This is a genomic window from Hamadaea tsunoensis DSM 44101 (assembly GCF_000428945.1).
Classification (GTDB): Bacteria; Actinomycetota; Actinomycetes; order Mycobacteriales; family Micromonosporaceae; genus Hamadaea; species Hamadaea tsunoensis.
In genome coordinates this window covers 74534-94088 of record NZ_AUAX01000035.1, presented here as the reverse complement: position 1 = coordinate 94088, position 19555 = coordinate 74534, and the positions used below count along the sequence as shown (strand labels likewise).

The 19555-nt window shown below is 71.6% G+C and carries 17 protein-coding genes; 6 read left to right on the top strand and 11 right to left on the bottom strand.

Annotation, left to right across the window (positions count from 1 at the left end; genetic code table 11):
* The 9 genes from G401_RS55250 to G401_RS50410 form a co-directional block, all read right to left on the bottom strand.
* A partial coding sequence (locus G401_RS55250; RefSeq protein WP_157546692.1) for an IS30 family transposase occupies positions 1-768 on the bottom strand: 768 nt, incomplete at its 3' end.
* Between the two features lie 114 nt (positions 769-882).
* Positions 883-1875 (bottom strand): hypothetical protein, encoded by a 993-nt coding sequence (locus tag G401_RS0134595; protein ID WP_027346098.1) that lies wholly within the window; start codon positions 1873-1875, stop codon positions 883-885.
* A gap of 346 nt (positions 1876-2221) precedes the next feature.
* The gene (locus tag G401_RS0134590) at positions 2222-2752 is read right to left on the bottom strand and encodes a DUF1942 domain-containing protein (RefSeq protein ID WP_027346097.1); all 531 of its coding nucleotides are present in this window, start codon (positions 2750-2752) and stop codon (positions 2222-2224) included.
* A complete protein-coding gene (locus tag G401_RS0134585) occupies positions 2749-3906 on the bottom strand; it encodes a VWA domain-containing protein (protein WP_027346096.1) in 1158 nt (385 codons plus the stop codon). Before G401_RS0134585 ends, G401_RS0134590 begins: the two co-directional genes overlap by 4 nt.
* Positions 3903-6206, bottom strand: a complete 2304-nt coding sequence (locus G401_RS50415; RefSeq protein WP_051367576.1) for a DUF5682 family protein — start codon at positions 6204-6206, stop codon at positions 3903-3905. Before G401_RS50415 ends, G401_RS0134585 begins: the two co-directional genes overlap by 4 nt.
* Positions 6203-7282 (bottom strand): ATP-binding protein, encoded by a 1080-nt coding sequence (locus G401_RS0134575; protein WP_027346095.1) that lies wholly within the window; start codon positions 7280-7282, stop codon positions 6203-6205. Before G401_RS0134575 ends, G401_RS50415 begins: the two co-directional genes overlap by 4 nt.
* The gene (locus tag G401_RS0134570; RefSeq protein WP_027346094.1) at positions 7279-8751 is read right to left on the bottom strand and encodes a DUF5691 domain-containing protein; all 1473 of its coding nucleotides are present in this window, start codon (positions 8749-8751) and stop codon (positions 7279-7281) included. The genes G401_RS0134575 and G401_RS0134570 overlap by 4 nt, the downstream gene beginning before the upstream one ends.
* A gap of 37 nt (positions 8752-8788) precedes the next feature.
* Positions 8789-10105 (bottom strand): SWIM zinc finger family protein, encoded by a 1317-nt coding sequence (locus tag G401_RS0134565; RefSeq protein ID WP_027346093.1) that lies wholly within the window; start codon positions 10103-10105, stop codon positions 8789-8791.
* Positions 10106-10139: 34 nt separating this feature from the next.
* Positions 10140-10706, bottom strand: coding sequence for an AAA family ATPase (locus G401_RS50410; RefSeq protein WP_034594008.1), 567 nt, complete (start codon positions 10704-10706; stop codon positions 10140-10142).
* Positions 10707-10729: 23 nt separating this feature from the next.
* On the opposite strand from G401_RS50410, the gene G401_RS0134555 reads away from it, so the two are divergent.
* The 5 genes from G401_RS0134555 (at position 10730) to G401_RS0134535 (ending at position 15042) form a co-directional block, all read left to right on the top strand.
* A complete protein-coding gene (locus G401_RS0134555) occupies positions 10730-11029 on the top strand; it encodes an MTH1187 family thiamine-binding protein (protein ID WP_027346092.1) in 300 nt (99 codons plus the stop codon).
* 32 nt (positions 11030-11061) lie between these two features.
* A complete protein-coding gene (locus G401_RS0134550) occupies positions 11062-13179 on the top strand; it encodes a RecQ family ATP-dependent DNA helicase (RefSeq protein ID WP_245601966.1) in 2118 nt (705 codons plus the stop codon).
* 98 nt (positions 13180-13277) lie between these two features.
* Positions 13278-13838: a SigE family RNA polymerase sigma factor gene (locus G401_RS0134545; protein ID WP_245601964.1), complete on the top strand. Its 561-nt coding sequence runs from the start codon at positions 13278-13280 to the stop codon at positions 13836-13838.
* On the top strand, positions 13831-14661 hold the full coding sequence (locus G401_RS0134540; RefSeq protein WP_027346089.1) for a hypothetical protein: 831 nt from the start codon (positions 13831-13833) through the stop codon (positions 14659-14661). Before G401_RS0134545 ends, G401_RS0134540 begins: the two co-directional genes overlap by 8 nt.
* Before the next feature lie 45 nt (positions 14662-14706).
* Entirely contained in the window at positions 14707-15042 is a 336-nt protein-coding gene (locus G401_RS0134535) for a VOC family protein (protein ID WP_027346088.1), read from the top strand.
* A gap of 42 nt (positions 15043-15084) precedes the next feature.
* On the opposite strand, the gene G401_RS0134530 is transcribed toward G401_RS0134535, so the two are convergent.
* Positions 15085-16620, bottom strand: coding sequence for a right-handed parallel beta-helix repeat-containing protein (locus tag G401_RS0134530; protein ID WP_157546690.1), 1536 nt, complete (start codon positions 16618-16620; stop codon positions 15085-15087).
* A 173-nt stretch (positions 16621-16793) separates the two neighbouring features.
* Between G401_RS0134530 and G401_RS0134525 the strand changes: the two genes are divergently transcribed.
* Complete coding sequence (locus G401_RS0134525; protein ID WP_322787769.1) at positions 16794-18812, top strand: cellulose binding domain-containing protein; 2019 nt, start codon at positions 16794-16796, stop codon at positions 18810-18812.
* A gap of 1 nt (position 18813) precedes the next feature.
* On the opposite strand, the gene G401_RS0134520 is transcribed toward G401_RS0134525, so the two are convergent.
* Entirely contained in the window at positions 18814-19446 is a 633-nt protein-coding gene (locus tag G401_RS0134520) for an HAD family hydrolase (protein WP_027346085.1), read from the bottom strand.
* Between the last annotated feature and the right edge of the window lie 109 nt (positions 19447-19555).

Below are 19555 nucleotides of genomic sequence, written 5' to 3'. Positions count from 1 at the left end.
GTGTTCGGGCAGGCGGCGGAACAGGTCGCGGATGACGGTGAGGACTTCGGGGCTGGATCGGTTGAGGGGCAGGGCGCCGAGCAGGACGAACCGGGTGCTGCGTTCGGCGAGGGTGATGATGGCGGAGCGGCCGTGGCTGCCGATGAGCAGGTCGCCTTCCCAGTGGCCGGGGACGGCTCGGTCGGTGACCTCGGCGGGGCGGGCGCGGATGTGGACTTCTTCGGTGACCCAGGGTTTGTAGCGGACCGCGGCCCGGGCCGTGGTCACCGCTCGGGACTGGCTACGCCGACGGCGGTGTTTGACCCGTAGCCCGTCATCGACCAGTAGCCGCAGGTTGCCCCGTGACTGGATGTAGATCGCCTGGTAGATCGTTTCGTGGCTGATCTGCATGTGTTCATCGTCGGAGAAATCACGCCGCAATCGGGCCGCGACCTGCTGGGGTGAGTGTCGATCCCGCAGCCCGGCGATCACCGCGTCGCGTAACGGGCCCGGCTGAGCGAGTCTGGCCGGCTTGGGCCGCGCCCGAGCCGTTTGTGCCTTCTCCTGTGCCCACTGTGCGTTGTACCCCCACCGATACAACCCGCCCCGCGTCGAGCCCAGCGGATTCTTCACCCCGTGCCGATGCGAGTTATGACGATCCAACTCCCGCCACACCGTCGAAAAGTCGGTACCGACCGCTACCGCGATCTCCTCGAACGTCGCACCCTGCCGCCACAGATTCTCGATCACCAACCGCAAATCCGCCGTCAGCACATGAGCCCTCGCCACCCGCGACCCCTCTCAACCAGCCAGCACCAAGAAGGTCAACGACCCACTTGCACCGACCGGTTGAGAGGAAGCCCCGGGATCCCGGACATTCGCGCAAGATCGTTAGGTGGGTCGTTAGTGGAAGGCGGTGGTGTAGTAGCGGACGCGGTAGAAATGGGCGCCGGACTTCGCGTGGTTGCCCGAGCTGAAGTGGAGCGTCTTGCTCCACTCCCCTTCGCCGCTTCCCGGCACCACCCAGGTACGCACACCGTTGGGCAGCCGCGTGTACGCCTTCACGTGGTCCGTCGTGCTGACCGTCGCCGCCGAGTTGAACACCCAGGTGCTTCCCGCGTACACGAGATTGGTCTGGCGCACGTTGTAGGACGAGGTGAAGAAGTAGTTCCCGCTCGCGTGGTCGGGCAGGATGTCGTGCCCGGTCTTCGCCTTGCCCGCCCCGTCGCTGAAGGTCAGCCGGGTGACGTAGCTGAGCCGCGTGCTGGAACCGTTCCCCGTGACCCGGTACGCGCGGACCTCGCCGTTGCCGGTGGCGAGGACGAAACCGTTCTGGTTGTAGACGACCCCGTGCGCGCCCGGGAACTTGTAGAACGCGGCCCGGCTGGTCGAGGGCTTGCCGCCGTTGCTCGACGGAACGAAGAGGCTGAGACCGCCGCCGTCGGACTGCCCGCTCGGGCCTTTCGAGGTGGCCACGACGATCGCGCCCTTGCCCTCGATGCGCTCGATGGAGTGCGGGTTGCCGTCGACGGTCGCCTGCCAGACGATCCCGCCGCCGTGGCTGGAGTTGATCGCGCTCTCGTCGATCATCGCCGCCCGGCCGAGGTAGTCGCCCGCGCCCGAGGACGTCACGAGCATGACGTTGCCCCAGTTGGCGGTCGCGCGCCGCTTCACGTCGGACAGGTTCGTCCACGTGCCGGTGCGGCTCGGTGCCTGCCACAGGGTCGTGCCGCTGGTCCAGCCGGCCGGGTTGAACCGCAGGATCCGGCCGGTCACCTGCTCGGTCGCCATCACGTAGTAGGTGGCCGCGTCGGCCGCCTCCGCGCCCAGCAGGCCGGCGACGGGTGCCGCCACGGCGCCGGCCGCGATGCCCCGCAGCAGAGTTCTTCTGTCCATGGGTCCCTCTCTGGTGAACCGAAGATGAGGCACCACAATAGACAGATCAACTCGGAAACGGCCAAGATCGCCACCAAGCCTGTGGATAACCTCCCCGATCCCCCTCCCGATCCCCCGCTCGGGTCCCCGCTCGGGTCCCCGCTCGGGTCCCCGCTTGGGTCCCCCAAGATCCCGTTTGGATCAGGGAAATCACCCGAATCTTGGGCCATGATTACGTGCGAAAACCTGATCCAAACCGGATCTTGGAAGCGGCGAGCGGGGCGAGCGGAGGGCGCGGGGCGAGGGGCGAGCGGGGCGAGCGGGAGGGCGCGGGGCCGGGGGTGAGCGAGTGCGGATGCGCCGGGGGTCAGCTTCGGCGCCAGACTCCGCGTACGTGGTTGGTCCAGTCCGGGCGCAACTCGATCGAGGCGGTCTTCGCGGCGTCCGCCGTCAGGTCGAAGACGACGAGGCCGGCGGTCTTCTCACCGCTGTTGAGCGTCACCGACTGCATGCCACCGCCGAACCCGACCGGCCAGACCGGCTCGAACAGCGACCCGTCCGCACCGACCGCGGCGAAGTCGCAGGTGCAGGCGTACGCCTTGCCGTGCACGACCCGGATCTCGGCCTGGATCGCCAGGTACGCGCCCCGCTGCGGTTTCACCCAGGCGGCCTGCGGAGCCGAGGAGTAGACACGTGCGGAGCTGACCGTCACGGCGATCTCGTCGTCGCCGAGGCCGCCGGTCAACGTGATCGACTGCCCGATCCGGGCCGTCGCGTTGGTGGTGGGACCGGCCGACGGCGGCGCGGACGGGCCGTCGCCGACCGTCGACCGCTGCGGTTTCAGTCCGCAGCCGAGGACGGTGAGCGCCAGCACGATCAGCGCCGCCGTGCGTTTCACGCCGGGGTCACTCCCTTGGCCGTCTCCATGAACGTCCGCAGATCCCGCCGCTCGATGGCCGCCGCCATGAGATCGGGGAACGCGTCCGGGGTACACGCGAAGGCCGGTACGCCGAGAGCCGCCAGCGCCGCCGCGTTCTCGTGATCGTAGGACGGCCGCCCCTCGTCGGACAGTGCCAACAGGACGATCACCTGCACCCCGGCGGCCGTCATCGCGGCGACCCGGCGCAGCATCTCCTCGCGTACGCCGCCCTCGTACAGGTCGCTGATGAGGATGAAGATGCTGTCCCGGGGCTTCGTGATGAGCCCCTGGCAGTACGCGATCGCCCGGTTGATGTCGGTGCCGCCGCCGAGCTGGGTGCCGAACAGCACCTCGACCGGGTCGTGCAGCTGATCCGTGAGGTCCACGACCGCCGTGTCGAACACGACCAGCGACGTACGCAGGCTGCGCATGGACGCCAGCACCGCGCCGAAGACGCCGGAGTAGACGACCGAGGCGGCCATCGAACCGGACTGGTCGATGCAGAGCACGACGTCCCGCTGGACGGCCTGCGCGTGGCGGCCGTAGCCGACGAGCCGCTCCGGGATGATCGTCCGCTGCTCGGCCTGGTAGTGCTTCAGGTTGACGCGGATCGTCCGGTTCCAGTCGATCTCCCGGTGCCGGGGCCGGTTGATCCGGGCGGCCCGGTTCAGGGCGCCGGTGACCGCGGCCCGCGTACGCTGGGCGATCCGCTTCTCCAACTCGGCGACGACCTTCGCCACGACCGCCCGGGCCGTCGACCGTGCCTTCTCGGGCAGGACGCGGTTGAGCGAGAGCAGCGTTCCGACCAGGTGGACGTCGGGCTCGACGGCCTCCAGCATCTCCGGCTCGACGAGCAGCCGGGTCAGGTCCAGCCGCTCGATGGCGTCGGCCTGCATCACCTGGACGACCGAGGACGGGAAGTACTCGCGGATGTCACCGAGCCAGCGGGCCACCGAGGGGGCGGAGGCGCCGAGTCCGGCCCGGCGGCTCGTGCCCGAGTCCTGTCCTTTGTAGAGCGCCGCGAGGGCCGCGTCCATGCCGGCGTCGCGCCCCTCCAGCTTCTGGCCGGTGCCGTCGGAGTCGCCGCCGAGCACCAGCCGCCACCGGCGCAGCCGCTCATCGGGCTCGCTCATCCGACACTCTCCTTCCGGGCTTCCTCGGCCGGCGCCGGGCGCCCCGCCGCGACCGTGCTCAGGATCGTCTGCAGGACCGGGATGATCCGGGCCACCCGGTCGGCGTCGAACCCGGCGGGCTCGGCCGCGACGGCGACCCTGGTTCCCGCGTTGCGTACGCGTTCGCCGATGGCCCGCCGCTCGGGACCCGAGTACTCCGCGAAGGTACGCCGCAAAAGGGGCAGCACCTGGGTGAACGTCTCGCCCGCGAGCCCGGTCAGCCAGCGGTCGACCAGGTTCAGCAGTGCGTCGTCGTGCACGAGCAGCAGGCCGCCGCCGCTGAGGAACCCCTCGACATATCCGGCCGAGGTCGCCGCCGGTACGCCGACCGTCAGCGCGCGGGCGAGGCGTACCTCGGTTTCGTCGGCGTCGCAGCGGCCCTCGTCCCGCAGCAGGCGGGCCATCCGGCCGGCGAGCAGGCCGGGCAGGTCGGGCCGGTCGACGAGGCCGGCCAGTGTGGACAGCCACTCGTCGCGCAGTCCCGGTTCCTCGGTCAGCAGGCCGACGGCGGCCGTGACGGCGTCGATCCGGCCGAGCATCGCCCGGGCGGCGTCGTCGTCGAGCCCGCTGACCGCCCCCGGCAGGCCGAGCTGGATACGGGTCGCCAGGCCGGTCAGCACCGTCCGGAGTGGACCGGTGCCGGTACCGCGGACGTCGCCGTAGCGCAGCGAACGGGCCAGAGCCGGAATCGCGGCCATCAGGTCGGCGACATCCGTGCCGAGCGCCGCGCGGTCGTAGATCGCCCTGATCAGGCGCGGCTGCACGGCGGGGAGGTCGGCGAGCAGGCAGGCCTCGATCAACTCGGTCAGCCGGGCGAGATCCGCCGCGCGCGCCTCGTCGCGTACCTTGCCGGCGGCGGCCTGCGCGACCGTGGTCCCGTACGCGCTGGCCGCGATGAGGTCGACGGCGAACTCGGGTTCCCACGCGAGCTGCCACGACTCCCAGAACGTGCCCTTGCCGGAGCTGTCGACCGGCCGGCCCCACGCGACGCCGAGCAGCCGCAGCCGGTGCAGCAGCCGGCTCCTGGCCAGGTCGTTCGGCTTGCGCAGGTCGAGCCGGAGCTCCTTGACCAGGGCCTCCTGCGGCATCCGCAAGCGCTTCGCCTGCGCGGTCACGTCCCGGACCAGCGGCACCGACGGCGTCTCGTCCGGCACCTCGCCGAGCAGCTCGCCGACGATCATCTTGCTGCGGACCAGCTCGTGCCGGACGTCGTCGCCGTCGCAGAGCACCGCCCGCACGGCCTCGCTCGCCTCGGCCAGCCCCACCGCCGGGCGGCCGCGGAGGGCGGCGAGGGTGTCGGCCAGGCGTACGGCCTCGATGACGTGCGCGCTGGAGACCGGGATGTCCTGCTCGCGCAGCATCCCGGCGACCTCGACGAGCCAGCGCTCGACAGGCCGGTCCGCGGTCGTGAACAGGTGGTGGTACCAGCCCGGCGAGGTCACGCCCGCGCCGTAGCCCGTCCAGGACGCGAGCCGCCCGTGGGTCCAGGGCACCCACGTCACCTGCACAGCGGCCTTCGGCAACCCCTTGAGCAGCGCCGCGTCGTGGGCGGCCGGCGGCAGCGGCTCGGTCAGCGCGGGCACGTGCCACGCCCCGCAGACCACGGCGATCCGCTCGAACCCCTCCTTCATCGCGGCCCGCAGGGTCTGGCGCATGTACGCCTCACGCAGCGCGTCGTACTCCGGAGTGGACTCTCCCGCCCGGACGGCCGCCATCGCCTCGGCGACCGCCGCGAAAGCGGGTTCGCCTTCCCTGCGGTGCTCGATGACGTCTTCCCACCACCGCTCGGGATCCTCGTAGCCGGCCGCGGTGGCCAGCTGCGCGATCGGATCCTGCCGGAACGCCTCCGCCGACTCGCCCTGCCCCTCGGCCTCGGCCTCGGCCGCGTCCAGCGGTTCCTCCGGCGGCTGCTTGTCCTCGCTCTGCGCGAACCGGTAGCTCGCGGGCAGGTCGCAGAATCGCAGCGGTACGCCGTTCGCCGCCGCGTACCGCAGGGCCTGCCATTCCGGGGAGAACACGGCGAACGGCCAGAAGGAGGCGCGGCTCCGGTCGCCGTCCGCCGACCCGGCCACGTCCGCCGGGTACGCCAGCAGCGCCACCGGCGGCCGCAGGTCCTCGTGGCCGGCCAGCCCGACCAGGCCGTCCGCCTCCGGGGGGCCCTCGACCAGGATCACGTCCGGCCGCAGGTCCTCCAGGGCGCGCACGAGTGCCCGGGCCGAACCGGGACCGTGGTGGCGGACGCCGTAGACGTGGACGCTCACTCGGCTTCCCGGGCGGCCCGGTAGAAGTCTCGCCAGCCGTCCCGCTCGCGGGCGACCGTCTCCAGGTACTCGCGCCAGATCACGCCGTCGGAGGCGGGATCCCGCACGACCGCGCCGCGGATGCCGGCCGCCACGTCCGCCGGGCGTACCGTGCCGTCGCCGAAGTGCACGGCCAGGGCCATGCCGCTCGTCATCACGGAGATCGCCTCGGCCGTCGACAGCGTGCCGCTCGGGCTCTTCAGCTTCGTACGCCCGTCACCGGTCACGCCTTCGCGCAGCTCCCGGAAGACGGTGACGACGCGGCGGATCTCGGCCATCGCGTCCGGCACCTCGGGCAGTTCCAGCGACCGGCCGAGCGACGCGACCCGGCGGGACACGATGTCGACCTCCTCGTCGACGGTGCCGGGCACGGGCAGCACGACGGTGTTGAACCGGCGGCGCAGCGCGCTCGACAGCTCGTTGACGCCGCGGTCGCGGTCGTTCGCGGTGGCGATCACGTTGAAGCCCTTGACCGCCTGCACCTCGTCGTTCAGCTCCGGGATCGGCAGCGTCTTCTCCGACAGGATGGTGATCAGGGTGTCCTGCACGTCGGACGGGACCCGGGTGAGCTCCTCGACCCGCGCGATCGTCCCGGTACGCATCGCCCGCATCAGCGGGCTGGGCACCACCGCCTCCGCGGACGGGCCCTCGGCCAGCAGCCGGGCGTAGTTCCAGCCGTAGCGGATGGCCTCCTCCGGCGTACCGGCGGTGCCCTGGACGAGCAGCGTGGAGTCGCCGCTGATCGCGGCGGCCAGGTGCTCGGACACCCAGGTCTTCGCCGTGCCCGGTACGCCGAGCAGCAGCAGCGCGCGGTCCGTGGCGAGGGTGGCGACCGCGACCTCCATGAGCCGGCGCGGGCCGATGTACTTCGGGGTGATCGTGTCGCCGTCGCCCAGCAGGTAGGTCACCACGGCCTGGGGCGACAGCAGCCAGCCCGGCGGGCGGGGGCGGTCGTCGGCCGCGGCGAGGGCGGCGAGCTCGGTGGCGTAGAGCTGCTCGGCGTGCGGGCGCAGCACCGGCTCGGCAACAGTGGTCATGACGCGAACTCCCGGTGGATGTCGGATCGGATCTGCAGGAAGGCGGCGAGCTGGCGGAGCACCTCGCCGAAGGAGACGCCGTCGGCCAGCTTCTCGATGTCGGCCGCGTACGCCGGATCGAGCCCGGACTCCGCGTGCGTGACCAGGCTGCGCCAGCCGGACTCCTCGGTCAGCTGGGCCGTGCCGAGCTTGGCGACGACCGCCGCGCTCACGTCGGCCGGCCAGGGTCTGTCCAGACCGGACAGGAACGCGTTGGCGAAACCGGACCGGCGCTGCAGGCCGGCCAGCGCGACCTCGGCGGCGTCGGCCGGAGGCAGCAGCTCGACGAGCGGGCGGGCGGCGTAGCTCTCCAGGGACGCCATGCCGCACAGCTCCTTCGCCCAGCGGGCGTCGCGCTGCGCCAGGGTGGCGCTGGTCAGCCCGCGCCGGAGCACCTGGCCGAGATCGTCGCCGACCGAGCGCTTGAGCATCACCGCCGGGTCCTCGTCGATCGTCCTCCAGCACGACAGCGGGGCGGCCGCCACGACCTGCTCGATCCACCAGGCCTTCTCGCCCCGCCCGTACGCCGATTTCTGCTCGATCCCGTCGCGTTTCATCGACGGGTCGAACTCGGCCGGGAACTCGACCCGGATCGTCTTGCGGCCGTCGGCGTGGAACCAGGCGGCGACCCGTTCGGCCATCCGTCCCGCGTACGCGGACCCGGGCAGGCGCTGCAGCAGCGGGACGGCGGCCGACCGGACCTGGACCCGCCGGTCGTCGAGCGCCTTCTCCAGCCACTCCTCGTCGGCCGGGTCGAGCCCGGACCGGCAGGCGCCGATCAGCTTGGCGAGGTCCGCCGCGCTCTCGTTCTTCCAGGTCTCCAGCAGCAGGCGGCGCCCTTCGGCGGAATCGCGCTCCCGCACCGCGCCCAGGTACGCCACCCGCGCGTTCGTGTCGCCGTCGGTCCACGCCGTCTCGGCGGGTTCGCCGGGCTCGCGCATCCAGCCCCACTGCTGGGGCCGCAGGCCGGCCAGCCAGGCCGCCCGGGTGCCGCCGACGGCCACCACGAGGGGTCGCAGCGTACCGTCCTGGTCGGCCAGGTCGAGCAGGGCCGGGAGCAGGTGCGCGGGCGAACGGCGGTGGTGCACGGCCGCCAGTTCCAGCCACTCGTGCAGCAGCCGCCGCATCCCGCGCTGGTCACCGGTGGCGCGTACGCCGCCCAGCAACGCGCTGACCCGGGCGGCCGCGGCCGGCGGGACGAGCGTCTCCTCGACGAGCACGACCGGTGCCGGGATCGCCGTCTTCTCGGCCAGGGCACCGGCGCGGCCGGCCAGCGTCACGGTCCCGGCGGCGTGCAGGAGGCCGGCCTCGTCCACCGGGCCGGCCGGAATGACCGTCTCCAGTGGAGCGGCCGCCGGGCCGAGGACACAGGGCCGGCGCTGTACGCCGACCAGCGCGCTCGACAACAACTGCGCCCAGACGTCGCTCACGCCCGTACCGCCCTTCCGTCGCCGGCAGACAGGTGGGTCATGCCCGGACCGCCTCTCCCGCGGTGAACATGGTCAGCGGGACGACGCCGCGGGGCGTCCACTCCGCCGCCAGCGTGCCCAGGCCGCCCAGGGACGCCGAGAGCATCGGCCAGGGGTCGGCCGCAGCGGGATCGAGGGGCAGCGCGTCACCGGCCGCGTCGACGACCCGCCAGGGATCGCCGGGCACCACCGCGGCCTGGAGGAGCAGCGGATGACGGGTGATCCACGGGTCGGCCGCCAGCGCATCGGCCACATCGGACAGTGCTCGGGCCACGAAGACCGCCGGGCCGGGCCGGTCGAGGCGGCGCACGTCGCCGTGACGGGCGGCCACCAGCGCCCGCATCGGGGCCGCGCCCGGGTAGTAGCAGACGTCGGCGTCGATCTCGGTGCCGACGATCAGGTCCACCGGCAGGGCCTGGCCGGGCGCCGCGAACGAGAGCACCCGGGCGGCGCGCCCCGAATCGCGGCCGATCAGCCAGACCGAGCGGGACGACAGCCGCTCCTCGACCTCGTCGCGCACGCCGATCACCTGCCAGACGTCGCGCACCTTCGGGCCGGCGAGCACCTGTTCGGTGGGCACGTTGTGGCCGAGGCGGGCCCGCACGGTGTCGGCGAGCTCCGGCGGCAGGTCGTCGATCCGGGCGGCCGCCGTCGACAGCAGCCGCAGCAGGCCGAGCTCGCCCAGCAGGCGGTCCTCCCAGCCGGCGCCGGACGCGGGCAGCGCACCGAGCCGCCGCAGCGCCGAGGCGAGCCCGGCCGCCTGCGCGTCGACGAGCCGGGCGGCCACCTGGTCGAAATGCTTGTAGCCGGCCCGGTCCAGCCCGGCGATGCCCTGCCGGACCTGGTCGTCGAGCCATTGCGCGAGCTCGGCGACGCCCTCGGCCATCCGGTCCGCGCGCTTCTCGGCCCGTCGCTCGGCCGCGCGCTCCTGCTCGGCGGTGCGCGGCGCCGACTCGCGGGCCGCCTTCTTCGCCGCCCGACCGGCCCGCCCCGCGTGCCATTCGACCACATAGGACGGCTGGTCGGCGGTCGCCAGGGTCCCGGCCGACCATCGCAGCAGCAGCGCCAGCGCGTGCTTGCACGGGAACTTCCGGCTCGGGCACGAGCACTTGTACGCGGGCTCGGTGACGTCGACACAGGTCTGGTAGGGGGTCGCGCCACTGCCCTTGCACAAGCCCCACAGGCTCAGCGGCTCGCCGCCGGCGCCCTCCTGCGACCAGCCGGAACCGGTGGCCAGCTTGCGTGCCGCGGCCAGCGAGGACGCGTCGGGCGCGAGGGCGTGCACCTGCTCGGTACTCCACCGCACATCGGACATGCGGCGAACCATAGTCGGCCCCACCGACAAAGCTTCAACCCACCACCGCGTCAACCTGGGCGACGAGGTCAGCCTCGGTCCCGTCGTTCTCGATCACCACGTGCGGCACCGCGGGCGGGCTGTCCGGGCGTATCCGCGCGACGTACGCCGCGAAGTCCGCGAGCTTCGCCCCGTCCCGTCCGGACGCACGCGCCTCGATCCGTCCCCGCAAGGTCCCGGGTGGACAGTGCACCCAGATCAGGCGTACGCGTCCCCCGCCCAGCTCCGCCGTCCAGCGCTCCCAGCGCGCCGGGTCGTGGATCTGCCCCGAGAACGGTCCGCTCAGCAGAACCGGGCAGCCGTGTACGCGTACCTCGCGGGCCGTCGCGGTGAGTCCGGCGTACTCGTGGATCTTGATGTGCTCGTCGTACCACGGGCCTTCGCGCTCGCCGGCGTCGCGACCGGCGACGGCGAGCGCGGCCTCGACGAAGCCGGAGTAGAGCGTGTCCTTGTCGAGCAGGGCGGGCGTGGGCCGCAGCCGGGCGAGCAGCAGCGCCGCCACGGTCGACTTGCCGGCCCCCGGCGGCCCGGCCACGATCCAGGCGTCGGCGATCCCGTGCATGCCGATCATGGTAGCTTCGGGTCATGTCTGTGCTGGTCGCGTTCAGCGTGGCGCCCGTGGGAACGGGCGAGGACGTCGGAGAGATCGTCGCCGAGGCGGTACGCGTCGTGCGCGCGTCCGGCCTGCCCAACCGGACGGATGCGATGTTCACCACGATCGAGGGCGAGACCTGGGACGAGGTGATGGCCGTCGTCAAGGCCGCCACCGAGGCCGTGCACGCCCGGTCGCCGCGGACGAGCCTGGTCCTCAAGCTCGACTGGCGCGACGGGGTGTCGGGCGCCCTCACCTCCAAGATCGAGACGGTCGACCGCCTGCTGGGCTGAGTTTGTCAGGGCGGTCTGGTAGACCTGTGGGCGTGGCTGAGCTGCACGATCTTGAGTCCGGACCCGCCCTGCGCGAGCGCGCCGAAGCCGTCCTGCGGCGGTTGGCGGGCGAGCACGCCCGGCTCCGCGAGGACCAGTGGACGGCGATCTCGGCGCTGGTCTCCGACCGGCGCCGGGTGCTCTGCGTCCAGCGCACCGGCTGGGGCAAGTCCGCGGTCTACTTCGTGGCGACCGCCCTGCTCCGCGCGGCCGGCGCCGGTCCGACCGTCATCGTCTCCCCGCTGCTCGCGCTCATGCGCAACCAGGTCGAGGCGGCCGAGCGCGCGGGCATCCGGGCCTACACGATCAACTCGGCCAACCTCGACGACTGGGACCAGGTCCGCGCGGAGGTCCACGCCGGTGCGGTCGACGTCCTGCTGATCAGCCCCGAACGGCTGAACAACCCCGATTTCCGGGACACGGTGCTGCCCAAGCTGGCCGCGTCGGCCGGGCTGCTCGTCATCGACGAGGCGCACTGCGTCTCCGACTGGGGCCACGACTTCCGGCCCGACTACCGGCGGCTGCGCACGATGCTCACCGAACTGCCGCCGGGCACTCCCGTGCTGGCCACGACCGCGACCGCGAACGGCCGCGTCACCGCCGACGTCGCCGACCAGCTCGGCAAGGGCGTCCTCGTCCTGCGCGGGCAGCTCGGCCGGGACTCGCTGCGGCTCGGCGTGGTGACGCTGCCGGACGCGGCGCACCGGCTCGGCTGGCTCGCCGACAACCTCGACCGGCTGCCCGGTTCGGGCATCATCTACACGCTGACCGTGGCGGCCGCCGGTGAGACCACCGAGTTCCTCCGCTCCCGGGGTTACGCGGCGACGACCTACACCGGTCAGGCCGAGGACGCCGACCGCCGGCAGGCCGAGCAGGACCTGCTGGACAACAAGGTCAAGGCGCTCGTGGCCACGTCCGCGCTGGGCATGGGCTTCGACAAGCCGGACCTCGGTTTCGTGGTGCACCTCGGGGCGCCGCCGTCGCCGATCGCGTACTACCAGCAGGTCGGCCGGGCCGGGCGCGCCGTGGAGTCCGCCGAGGTCGTCCTCCTGCCGGGCAACGAGGACCAGGCGATCTGGCGCTACTTCGCGTCCCTCGCGTTCCCGCCCGAGGACCAGGTGCGCCGGGTCCTGGCCGTGCTCGACGACGCCGGCCGGCCGATGTCCCTGCAGGCGCTGGAGCCGCTGGTCGAGCTGCGCCGCAGCCGGCTGGAGATGATGCTCAAGGTGCTCGACGTCGACGGGGCCGTCCGCCGGGTCCGGGGCGGCTGGGCGTACACCGGCGAGCCGTGGGCGTACGACACCGAACGGCTGGTCCGCGTGGCCGAGGCGCGCACAGCCGAACAGCGCTCGATGATCGCGTACGCGACGACCGGCGACTGCCGCATGCACTTCCTGCGGACGGCCCTGGACGACGAGGAGTCGGTCCCGTGTGGACGGTGCGACAACTGCACCGCCCCGGCCTTCTCCCCCGCCGTCAGCCTGCCTGCCCTGACCGCCGCGGCCTCGTTCCTGCGCCGGCCCGGCGTGGTGGTGGAGCCGCGCAAGCAGTGGCCGACCGGGCTCGCCGCGGCCGGGCTCGACCTGTCCGGCCGGATCCCGCCCGCGGAGCAGGCCGGACCAGGCCGGGCCATCGCGCGCCTGACCGACCTCGGCTGGGGTTCCCGGCTGCGGGAGATCCTCGACGGGCCGGACGCCGAACTGCCCGACGACGTCTGCGACGCGCTCGTCGAGGTGCTCAAGGACTGGGCGCGCGGCGCCGATCCGTGGCCCGCCCGGCCGGTGGGCGTGGTCGCGCTCGGATCGCGGCGCCGGCCGCGGCTGGTCTCCTCGACCGCCCGGCGGATCGCCGAGATCGGCCGGATGCCGTTCCTCGGCACCGTCGAGCCGATCGGCGCGGTGTCGCCCCCGAGCGGGGTCAACAGCGCGCAGCGGCTGAAGGCGGTCCACGGCTCCCTCACGGTCACGCCCGAGACGGCCGCCGCCGACGGGCCGATCCTGCTGGTCGACGACCTGGTTGACAGTGGATGGACGATGACCGTGGCCGCCCGCGAGCTTCGCCGGGCGGGGGCGGGGCCGGTCTACCCGCTGACCCTCGCGAGCATGGGCTGACCCGGCTCTCCCAGCACCCCGGAGTCCGGCCGAGAAATCCGGACCCGCTGTGCAACCGCTACCCTCGCCGTCTCCGCCTTAGGGCGCAGGAGGTGGAAGTGGCACTGACAACCGAGGACGAACGCGATTTCGGCGAGTACTTTTCGGCCCGATACGACCGGGTCCGGCGCGTCGCGTACCTGATGTGCGGGGACTGGCACCGGGCCGACGATCTCGCCCAGGCCGCCTTCATCCGGCTCGCCCGATCCTGGCGCTCGCTGCGCAGCCACGGCGCGTTGGACGCGTTCGTGCGTACGTGCCTCCTCCGGTCGGCGATCGACGAGTCGCGGCGGCCGTGGCGGCGGGAGCAGGCGGTGACGTCCATTCCGGACGAACACCTCGGCGAGCGCGACCCCGCCCGGCCGCTCGACGAGTCCACGGCGCGGCGGCTGACCGTCATCACGGCGCTGCAACAGGTTCCGGCACGGCAGCGCGCGGTCCTCGTCTGCCGGTTCTTCGAGGATCTGGACGTCGCCGAGACCAGCGAGGTGCTCCGCTGCTCGGCGGGGACCGTGAAGAGCCAGACCTCGCGCGGCCTCGACAATCTGCGCCGCGCGCTCGGCGACGCGTTCGACGATGTGACCCCCAAAGCTCTCGTGAGGAGGCCCAACGATGTCTGAGGAGATCGCCCGCATCCTGCTGACCGACGCCGCGGGCGGGGACGGGCAGCCGCCACCGCCCACCCCGGCGGGGCTGCTCGCGCGGGCACGGATCCAACAACGGCGGCGTGACCGCGGCTTGATCCTGATGGCCGTGGTTCTCGCGGCCTCGCTGACGGCGTCGATGGTCGCGATCCAGCTGGAACTGACCACTCCGCGCAAGCCCATCGTCTCCGCGCCCAGCGCCGCGCCGCGGGTGAGTCAACCAGCTGTGGACCCGAGCATCCCCTATGTGGCAGCGGCGGCCAGTGGGGTCCCGCAGCCGACCGCACCACCCTGGCCGGCCGACGTGCCGGGCACGCCGCATTGCGGATGGAACGACGCCCTGGCACCCAAGATCATGTCCAGTCTGGCCGTCACCGGGCAGTGGGGAAATCCCGCCCAGGTGTTCGGCATCTGCGACAAGAGCGCCGCCACCCAGATCATCGTCACCGAGGGCGGGCTGGCCGGGATGGTCTCGGTCGTGGTCTCCCTGTGGGACGACAGCACCGCCAAGAAGATGGCTTGCGACGGCACCGGGGGACATTGCGACAAGATCAGTGGTGGCTATCTGCACTGGGATCAGTTCCAGGACACCCGGGCAGGACGCTCGACGCCGGTATACCGGGCGACCGCTCGGTTGGCCCTCGACTCTGGCACATTCATCGATGTCAGCTGTTCCAATGACGTGTACGACCGGGACGGCAACTTCCTCAGCCGGCCAACGATGGACCACGCGCCGTGCACCGGGGTGCAGGCTGCGAATCTGGCCCGAGAGCTGGCCAAGACCAACTGGCTCGGCTGAGTGAATCCGCTCGCGGGAGGACGGTGGAGCCTCTACCGTCCTCCCATGTACAGCTACATCAAGAACGTCACGTTCGACTGCGAGGACGCGCTCGTGGTCGCCAACTTCTGGGCGGCCGCGCTGGGTACCGACCTGGACGAGGAGTCCACCTCGGACAAGGCGTTCGTCGAGGCGGCCGGTTGGGGCGGCCCGAACATGTGGTTCAACCGCGTACCGGAGCCGAAGACCGCGAAGAACCGGCTGCATCTGGATCTACGCGCGCCCGGCTCGATCTCCGACGAGGTCGCGCGGCTCGTCGATCTCGGTGCCTCGGTCGTCAAGGTCGGCCAGGAGCTCACCGTCTTGGCCGACCCTGAGGGCAACGAGTTCTGCGTCGAATGACCGCGACCGGCGGGCCGGGCTGGGTCCCGACCCCGCCGAGCATCACAGCCCTAGGTTGTCGGCGAGCGTCGTACCGGTCGCGCCGTTGTTCACTCCACCGGTGGCCAGGGAACGCCAGCGGTTGCCGGTGACCGTCATGCCGACGCCTCCCGTGACGGCGACGGCGTACCGGGCGGTGCCGTAGGCCGTGTTGTCCCGGACGAAGGCACGGTTGGCGTTGAGGACGCTGATCGCGTCGACGCTGTTCGCCGGCCGCGTATGCCCGGCGTCCTGGATGATGTTCCCGGCGACCTCGACGAGATCCGTCTTCTCCAGCGCCACACCGGGACCGCCGATGCGGTAGATCTGGTTGCCGATCACCTTCGACGAGTCGGCACCGACGAGCTTGATCCCGTAGTTGCCGATCGCCGGCCCGTGCACGCTGTTGCCGCTGATCGTGATGCCGCTGATCTGCGTCGCGGCGGCCTCGACCGCGGGCGTTCCCGGATCGTCGCCCTGCGCGCGGAACACCAGGATCCCGCCGTCGGTCGGCGCCGAGACGACGTTGCCGACCACGGTCACGCTCGCCACGAGCCGGTTGTTCAGCGCCGGGTCGAAGCTCGTCTGGATGCGTACGCCGCGCTGCGGCCCCGTGAACACGTTGCCGGAGACGGTCACGCTGCTGGTGTTCTCGTCGCCGAGGAAGACGCCGTCCTTGCCGCCGCTCGTGCTGTTCCCAGCGATGATCATGTTGTTGCAGCCGTTGCAGTCGATGCTGTTGTCGTCGAAACCCGCGATCGAGTTGCCCTCGATCCGGCCCCGGCGGCCGAATCGGCTGGAGACGCCCTGCGACGTGGCGATCGCGGGACTGGCGTGCACGACGGTGTTGCCGCGGCAGTCGAAGCCGCTGATGCCCGGCGTGGCCGTGGATCCCCGGAAGAGGATGCCCCAGTCGCATGCCGTGATGACGTTGTCCACGACGGCGCAGTTGTCGGCGTCCTCCACTCGCAGGGTGACCCGCTGGTTGCCGTCACCGGGATTCGGCGCGCGATGGCCGCAGCCGTCGAACGAGCATCCGGCCACCCGGCCGTAGGCGGCGTTCATGATGACGCCGGACCAGCCCGTGTTCGCGAACGTGCAGCTCTCGACCCGCGACCGGGGGCTGCTCGACTCGACGATCAGGCCCACGCCGGACCGGCCCGCACCGCCGTCGAACGTCAGGCCGCGTACGCGATGGGCGGCGTTCAGGAAGCGCATCATCGTGACGGGGCCACCGGCCAGGAGGGTGGCGCCGTCGGCGATCAGGTGCCGCGGCGCGGACTGGTTGACGTAGACGGTGTCCGTGATGCGGTAGACGTTCTGCGGGCCGCCGAAGTCGACGACCCGGTTGTCCGCGATGCACTGGTTGATCGCCGCGGTGTCGTCGGCGACGCCGTCCCCCACGGCGTTGTAGGGGGCGTCCTTCGGGGAGGCCGCCGTCGTCGCGGCCACGGCTGCCGCGGCGGGGGTGCCACCGGTGACCCCGGCGGTCAGGGCGGCTCCGGCGACCATCGGGGATCCGTAGAGGAGAGCACGTCGGGACAGTGCGGGCGGGGTCATGGACAGTCCTTTCACGACAGTGGACGCCCATGCTACCCAGCGATACGCGATCGCGTGGACGCTTGTCGACGAGGCGCTCTTGACACGGAACGGAAACACGGCGAGCCTTGGGAGCGCTTCCATCCATCGATCCCGATAAGGAACGCCCGACGATGCGATCAAGCAGAATCGCCGTGACCTTCGCCGTCACGGCCACGCTCCTCACCGCACCACTCTTCACCACCGCGCAGCCGGCCTCGGCGGACGCCACCTCCACGGACGTCACCGTCAACACCCGGGCCGCGCTCGCGACCGTCCCGAGCACCGCCGTGGGCGTGAACCACGCCGTGTGGGACTCCTATCTCGGCACCAATGAAGTTGCCGACACGCTGCACAACGCCGGCGTCAGGATGATGCGCTACCCTGGCGGGTCCTATTCGGACATCTACCACTGGGCCGACAACACCGCGCCCGGCGGCTACGTCGCCCCCAACACCGATTTCGACCACTTCATGAGCGGCGTCAACCGGGCCGGGGCCCAGGCGATCGTCATCGCCAACTACGGCACCGGCTCCGCGCAGGAGGCCGCCGGCTGGGTCCGGTACGCGAACGTCACCAAGAACTACGGCGTGAAGTACTGGGAGATCGGCAACGAGAACTACGGCAACGGCCACTACGGCTCGAACTGGGAGGCGGACGACCACGCCGACAAGAGCCCGGCCGGGTACGCGAACGAAGTGGTCGCGTACGCGGACGCGATGAAGGCGGTCGACCCGACGGTCAAGATCGGCGTCGTGCTGACGACTCCGGGCAACTGGCCGGACGGGCTGGTGGCCGGCGGCGACGCCGGAACGTGGAACCAGGTCGTGCTCTCGATCGCCGGGCCGCACGTCGACTTCGCGATCCTGCACTGGTATCCCGGCGGCAGCTCGGCGACCGAGGCCCTGAGCAAGACCGACCAGATCACCGACATCTCGTGGCTGGCCCGCCAGCAGATCAACCAGTACGCCGGCAAGCCGCTCGGCATCGCCATCACCGAGATGAACACCGGCTGGGGCCAGAACACGCAGCCGGGTGCGCTCTTCGCCGCGGACGCGTACGCGCAGCTGCTGGAGAACGGCGTGTTCACGGTGGACTTCTGGGACGTCCACAACGGACCGACGACCGCCCGGACGATCGCCGGCCAGCAGGACTTCGAGGACTTCGGCATCCTGTCCAGCGGCACGTGCACCGCCGACAACGTGTGCGAGCCGGCGGTGAACACACCGTTCGCCCCGTACTACGCGCTGCAGCTGCTCAGCAAGGCGGCCGCGCCCGGTGACCAGCTCGTGCGCGCCTCGTCGAGCGATCCGCTGATCGGCGTACACGCGGCCCGGAAGGCCAATGGGGACCTCGCGTTCCTGCTGCTCAACCGGGATCCGGACAACGACCGGACGGTCACCCTGCACTACGACGGCTTCACGCCGGCCGCCGGGGCGCCGACCGTCCTGACGTACACCAACGGCGCCGCGTCGGCGACGACGTCGAGCACCGGCACCGCGATCACCCAGACGCTGCCGAAGTACTCGCTGACCACGGTCATCGTGCACCCGGCCGCGCTCCCCGTCGGGCCGCCGAACGCGCCCGGCCAGCCGGTCGCGAGCAACGTGACCGACACCGCCGCGACCATCACCTGGCCCGCGGCCACCGGCGGCACGAAGTACGAGATCTACCGCCAGAACGGCACCACCAGCGAGCAGTGGGGCGAGACCACCGGCACGTCGTTCACCGTGCACAACCTCGTCCCGGGTACGCGTTACACCCTGAACGTGGTCAACCGGAACAACGCCGGGCAGGTGTCCTGGTCCTCGGCACCGCTGAACTTCCAGACGGGTACGCCGGCCGCCGCGCCCTGTGCGGTGAAGTTCGCCGACGTCAACGACTGGGGCAACGGCTACGTCGCGAGTGTCGACATCACCAACACGGGGACGTCGCCGATCGCGAGCTGGAACCTCTCGTTCACCTGGCCGACCGCCTGGCAGTCGTTCAACGGCGGCTGGAGCGGCAACTGGAGCGCGAGCGGGCGTACCGTGACCGTGTCCAACGTGGACTACAACGGCGCGCTCGCCCCCGGCGCCGCCACCAACATCGGTTTCGTCGCCGGCTACTCCGGCCCGAACGTGCTGCCGCCGAGGTTCACCCTCAACGGCCAGCTCTGCCGGACCCTCAGCTAGATCAGCCCGCCACCAGCCGGTACGCCTCGCGGAGATCTCCGCCGGCGTACCGGTGGGTGGCGATCCCGCTGACGTGATGGTCCCCGTTGACGGCGACGGACGTGCCGACCGCGGTGAACAGCACCGCGTCCGACATCGAATCCCCGTACGCGACGCAGTCGGACCGGTCGACGCCGTACCGGGCGCACAGCTCGTCGGCGATGGTGACCTTGGCGGCCGGGGTGAGTACGCCGCAGGTGTCGATGGTGGTGCCGACGGGGAAGGGCACCTCGGGGAAGCGCGCCGCGTGGGTCTCGTGGACGCCCCAGACGCGCAGGCGGCTCACGAAGAAACTCGGCGACAGCGAGATGACGGCGCAGTGCTCGCCGCGATCGGTGATCTCCTGCCAGACGTCGCGGATGCCGGCGAGCCAGGGGGCGCCGGCGAACGCCATCGCCACGACCTCGTCGGTGAGGGTCGACCACATCTCGTACGCGCGGTTCGCGTACTCGCGGGAGTCGATCGTCCCGGCGGCGAATTCGCGGTCGAGGGACCGGAACTCCTCCACCTTGCCGAGAACCTTGGCGATCTCGATGTTGGCGGAGGAGCCGCGGATCAGGGTGCCGTCCATGTCGAACAGATGAAGCCGGCTCATGGGTCCTCCTTTCCTGCTTCTGGGACAGAAGTCCTGTTCAGAGGCGGGAGGAGAACGATACGCCCGGCTACGGACGAATGAAAGTGTTTTCGATCGCAATCAGGTGAAC

Excerpts from the sequence above, each read along its gene's own strand:
- G401_RS0134555 (WP_027346092.1), top strand. The coding sequence starts at position 10,730 with ATGTCTGTGCTGGTCGCGTTCAGCGTGGCGCCCGTGGGAACGGGCGAG.
- G401_RS0134520 (WP_027346085.1), bottom strand. The coding sequence starts at position 19,446 with ATGAGCCGGCTTCATCTGTTCGACATGGACGGCACCCTGATCCGCGGC.
- G401_RS0134540 (WP_027346089.1), top strand. The coding sequence starts at position 13,831 with ATGTCTGAGGAGATCGCCCGCATCCTGCTGACCGACGCCGCGGGCGGG.
- G401_RS0134530 (WP_157546690.1), bottom strand. The coding sequence starts at position 16,620 with ATGACCCCGCCCGCACTGTCCCGACGTGCTCTCCTCTACGGATCCCCG.
- G401_RS50410 (WP_034594008.1), bottom strand. The coding sequence starts at position 10,706 with ATGCACGGGATCGCCGACGCCTGGATCGTGGCCGGGCCGCCGGGGGCC.
- G401_RS0134595 (WP_027346098.1), bottom strand. The coding sequence starts at position 1,875 with ATGGACAGAAGAACTCTGCTGCGGGGCATCGCGGCCGGCGCCGTGGCG.
- G401_RS0134535 (WP_027346088.1), top strand. The coding sequence starts at position 14,707 with ATGTACAGCTACATCAAGAACGTCACGTTCGACTGCGAGGACGCGCTC.
- G401_RS0134565 (WP_027346093.1), bottom strand. The coding sequence starts at position 10,105 with ATGTCCGATGTGCGGTGGAGTACCGAGCAGGTGCACGCCCTCGCGCCC.
- G401_RS0134575 (WP_027346095.1), bottom strand. The coding sequence starts at position 7,282 with ATGACCACTGTTGCCGAGCCGGTGCTGCGCCCGCACGCCGAGCAGCTC.
- G401_RS0134585 (WP_027346096.1), bottom strand. The coding sequence starts at position 3,906 with ATGAGCGAGCCCGATGAGCGGCTGCGCCGGTGGCGGCTGGTGCTCGGC.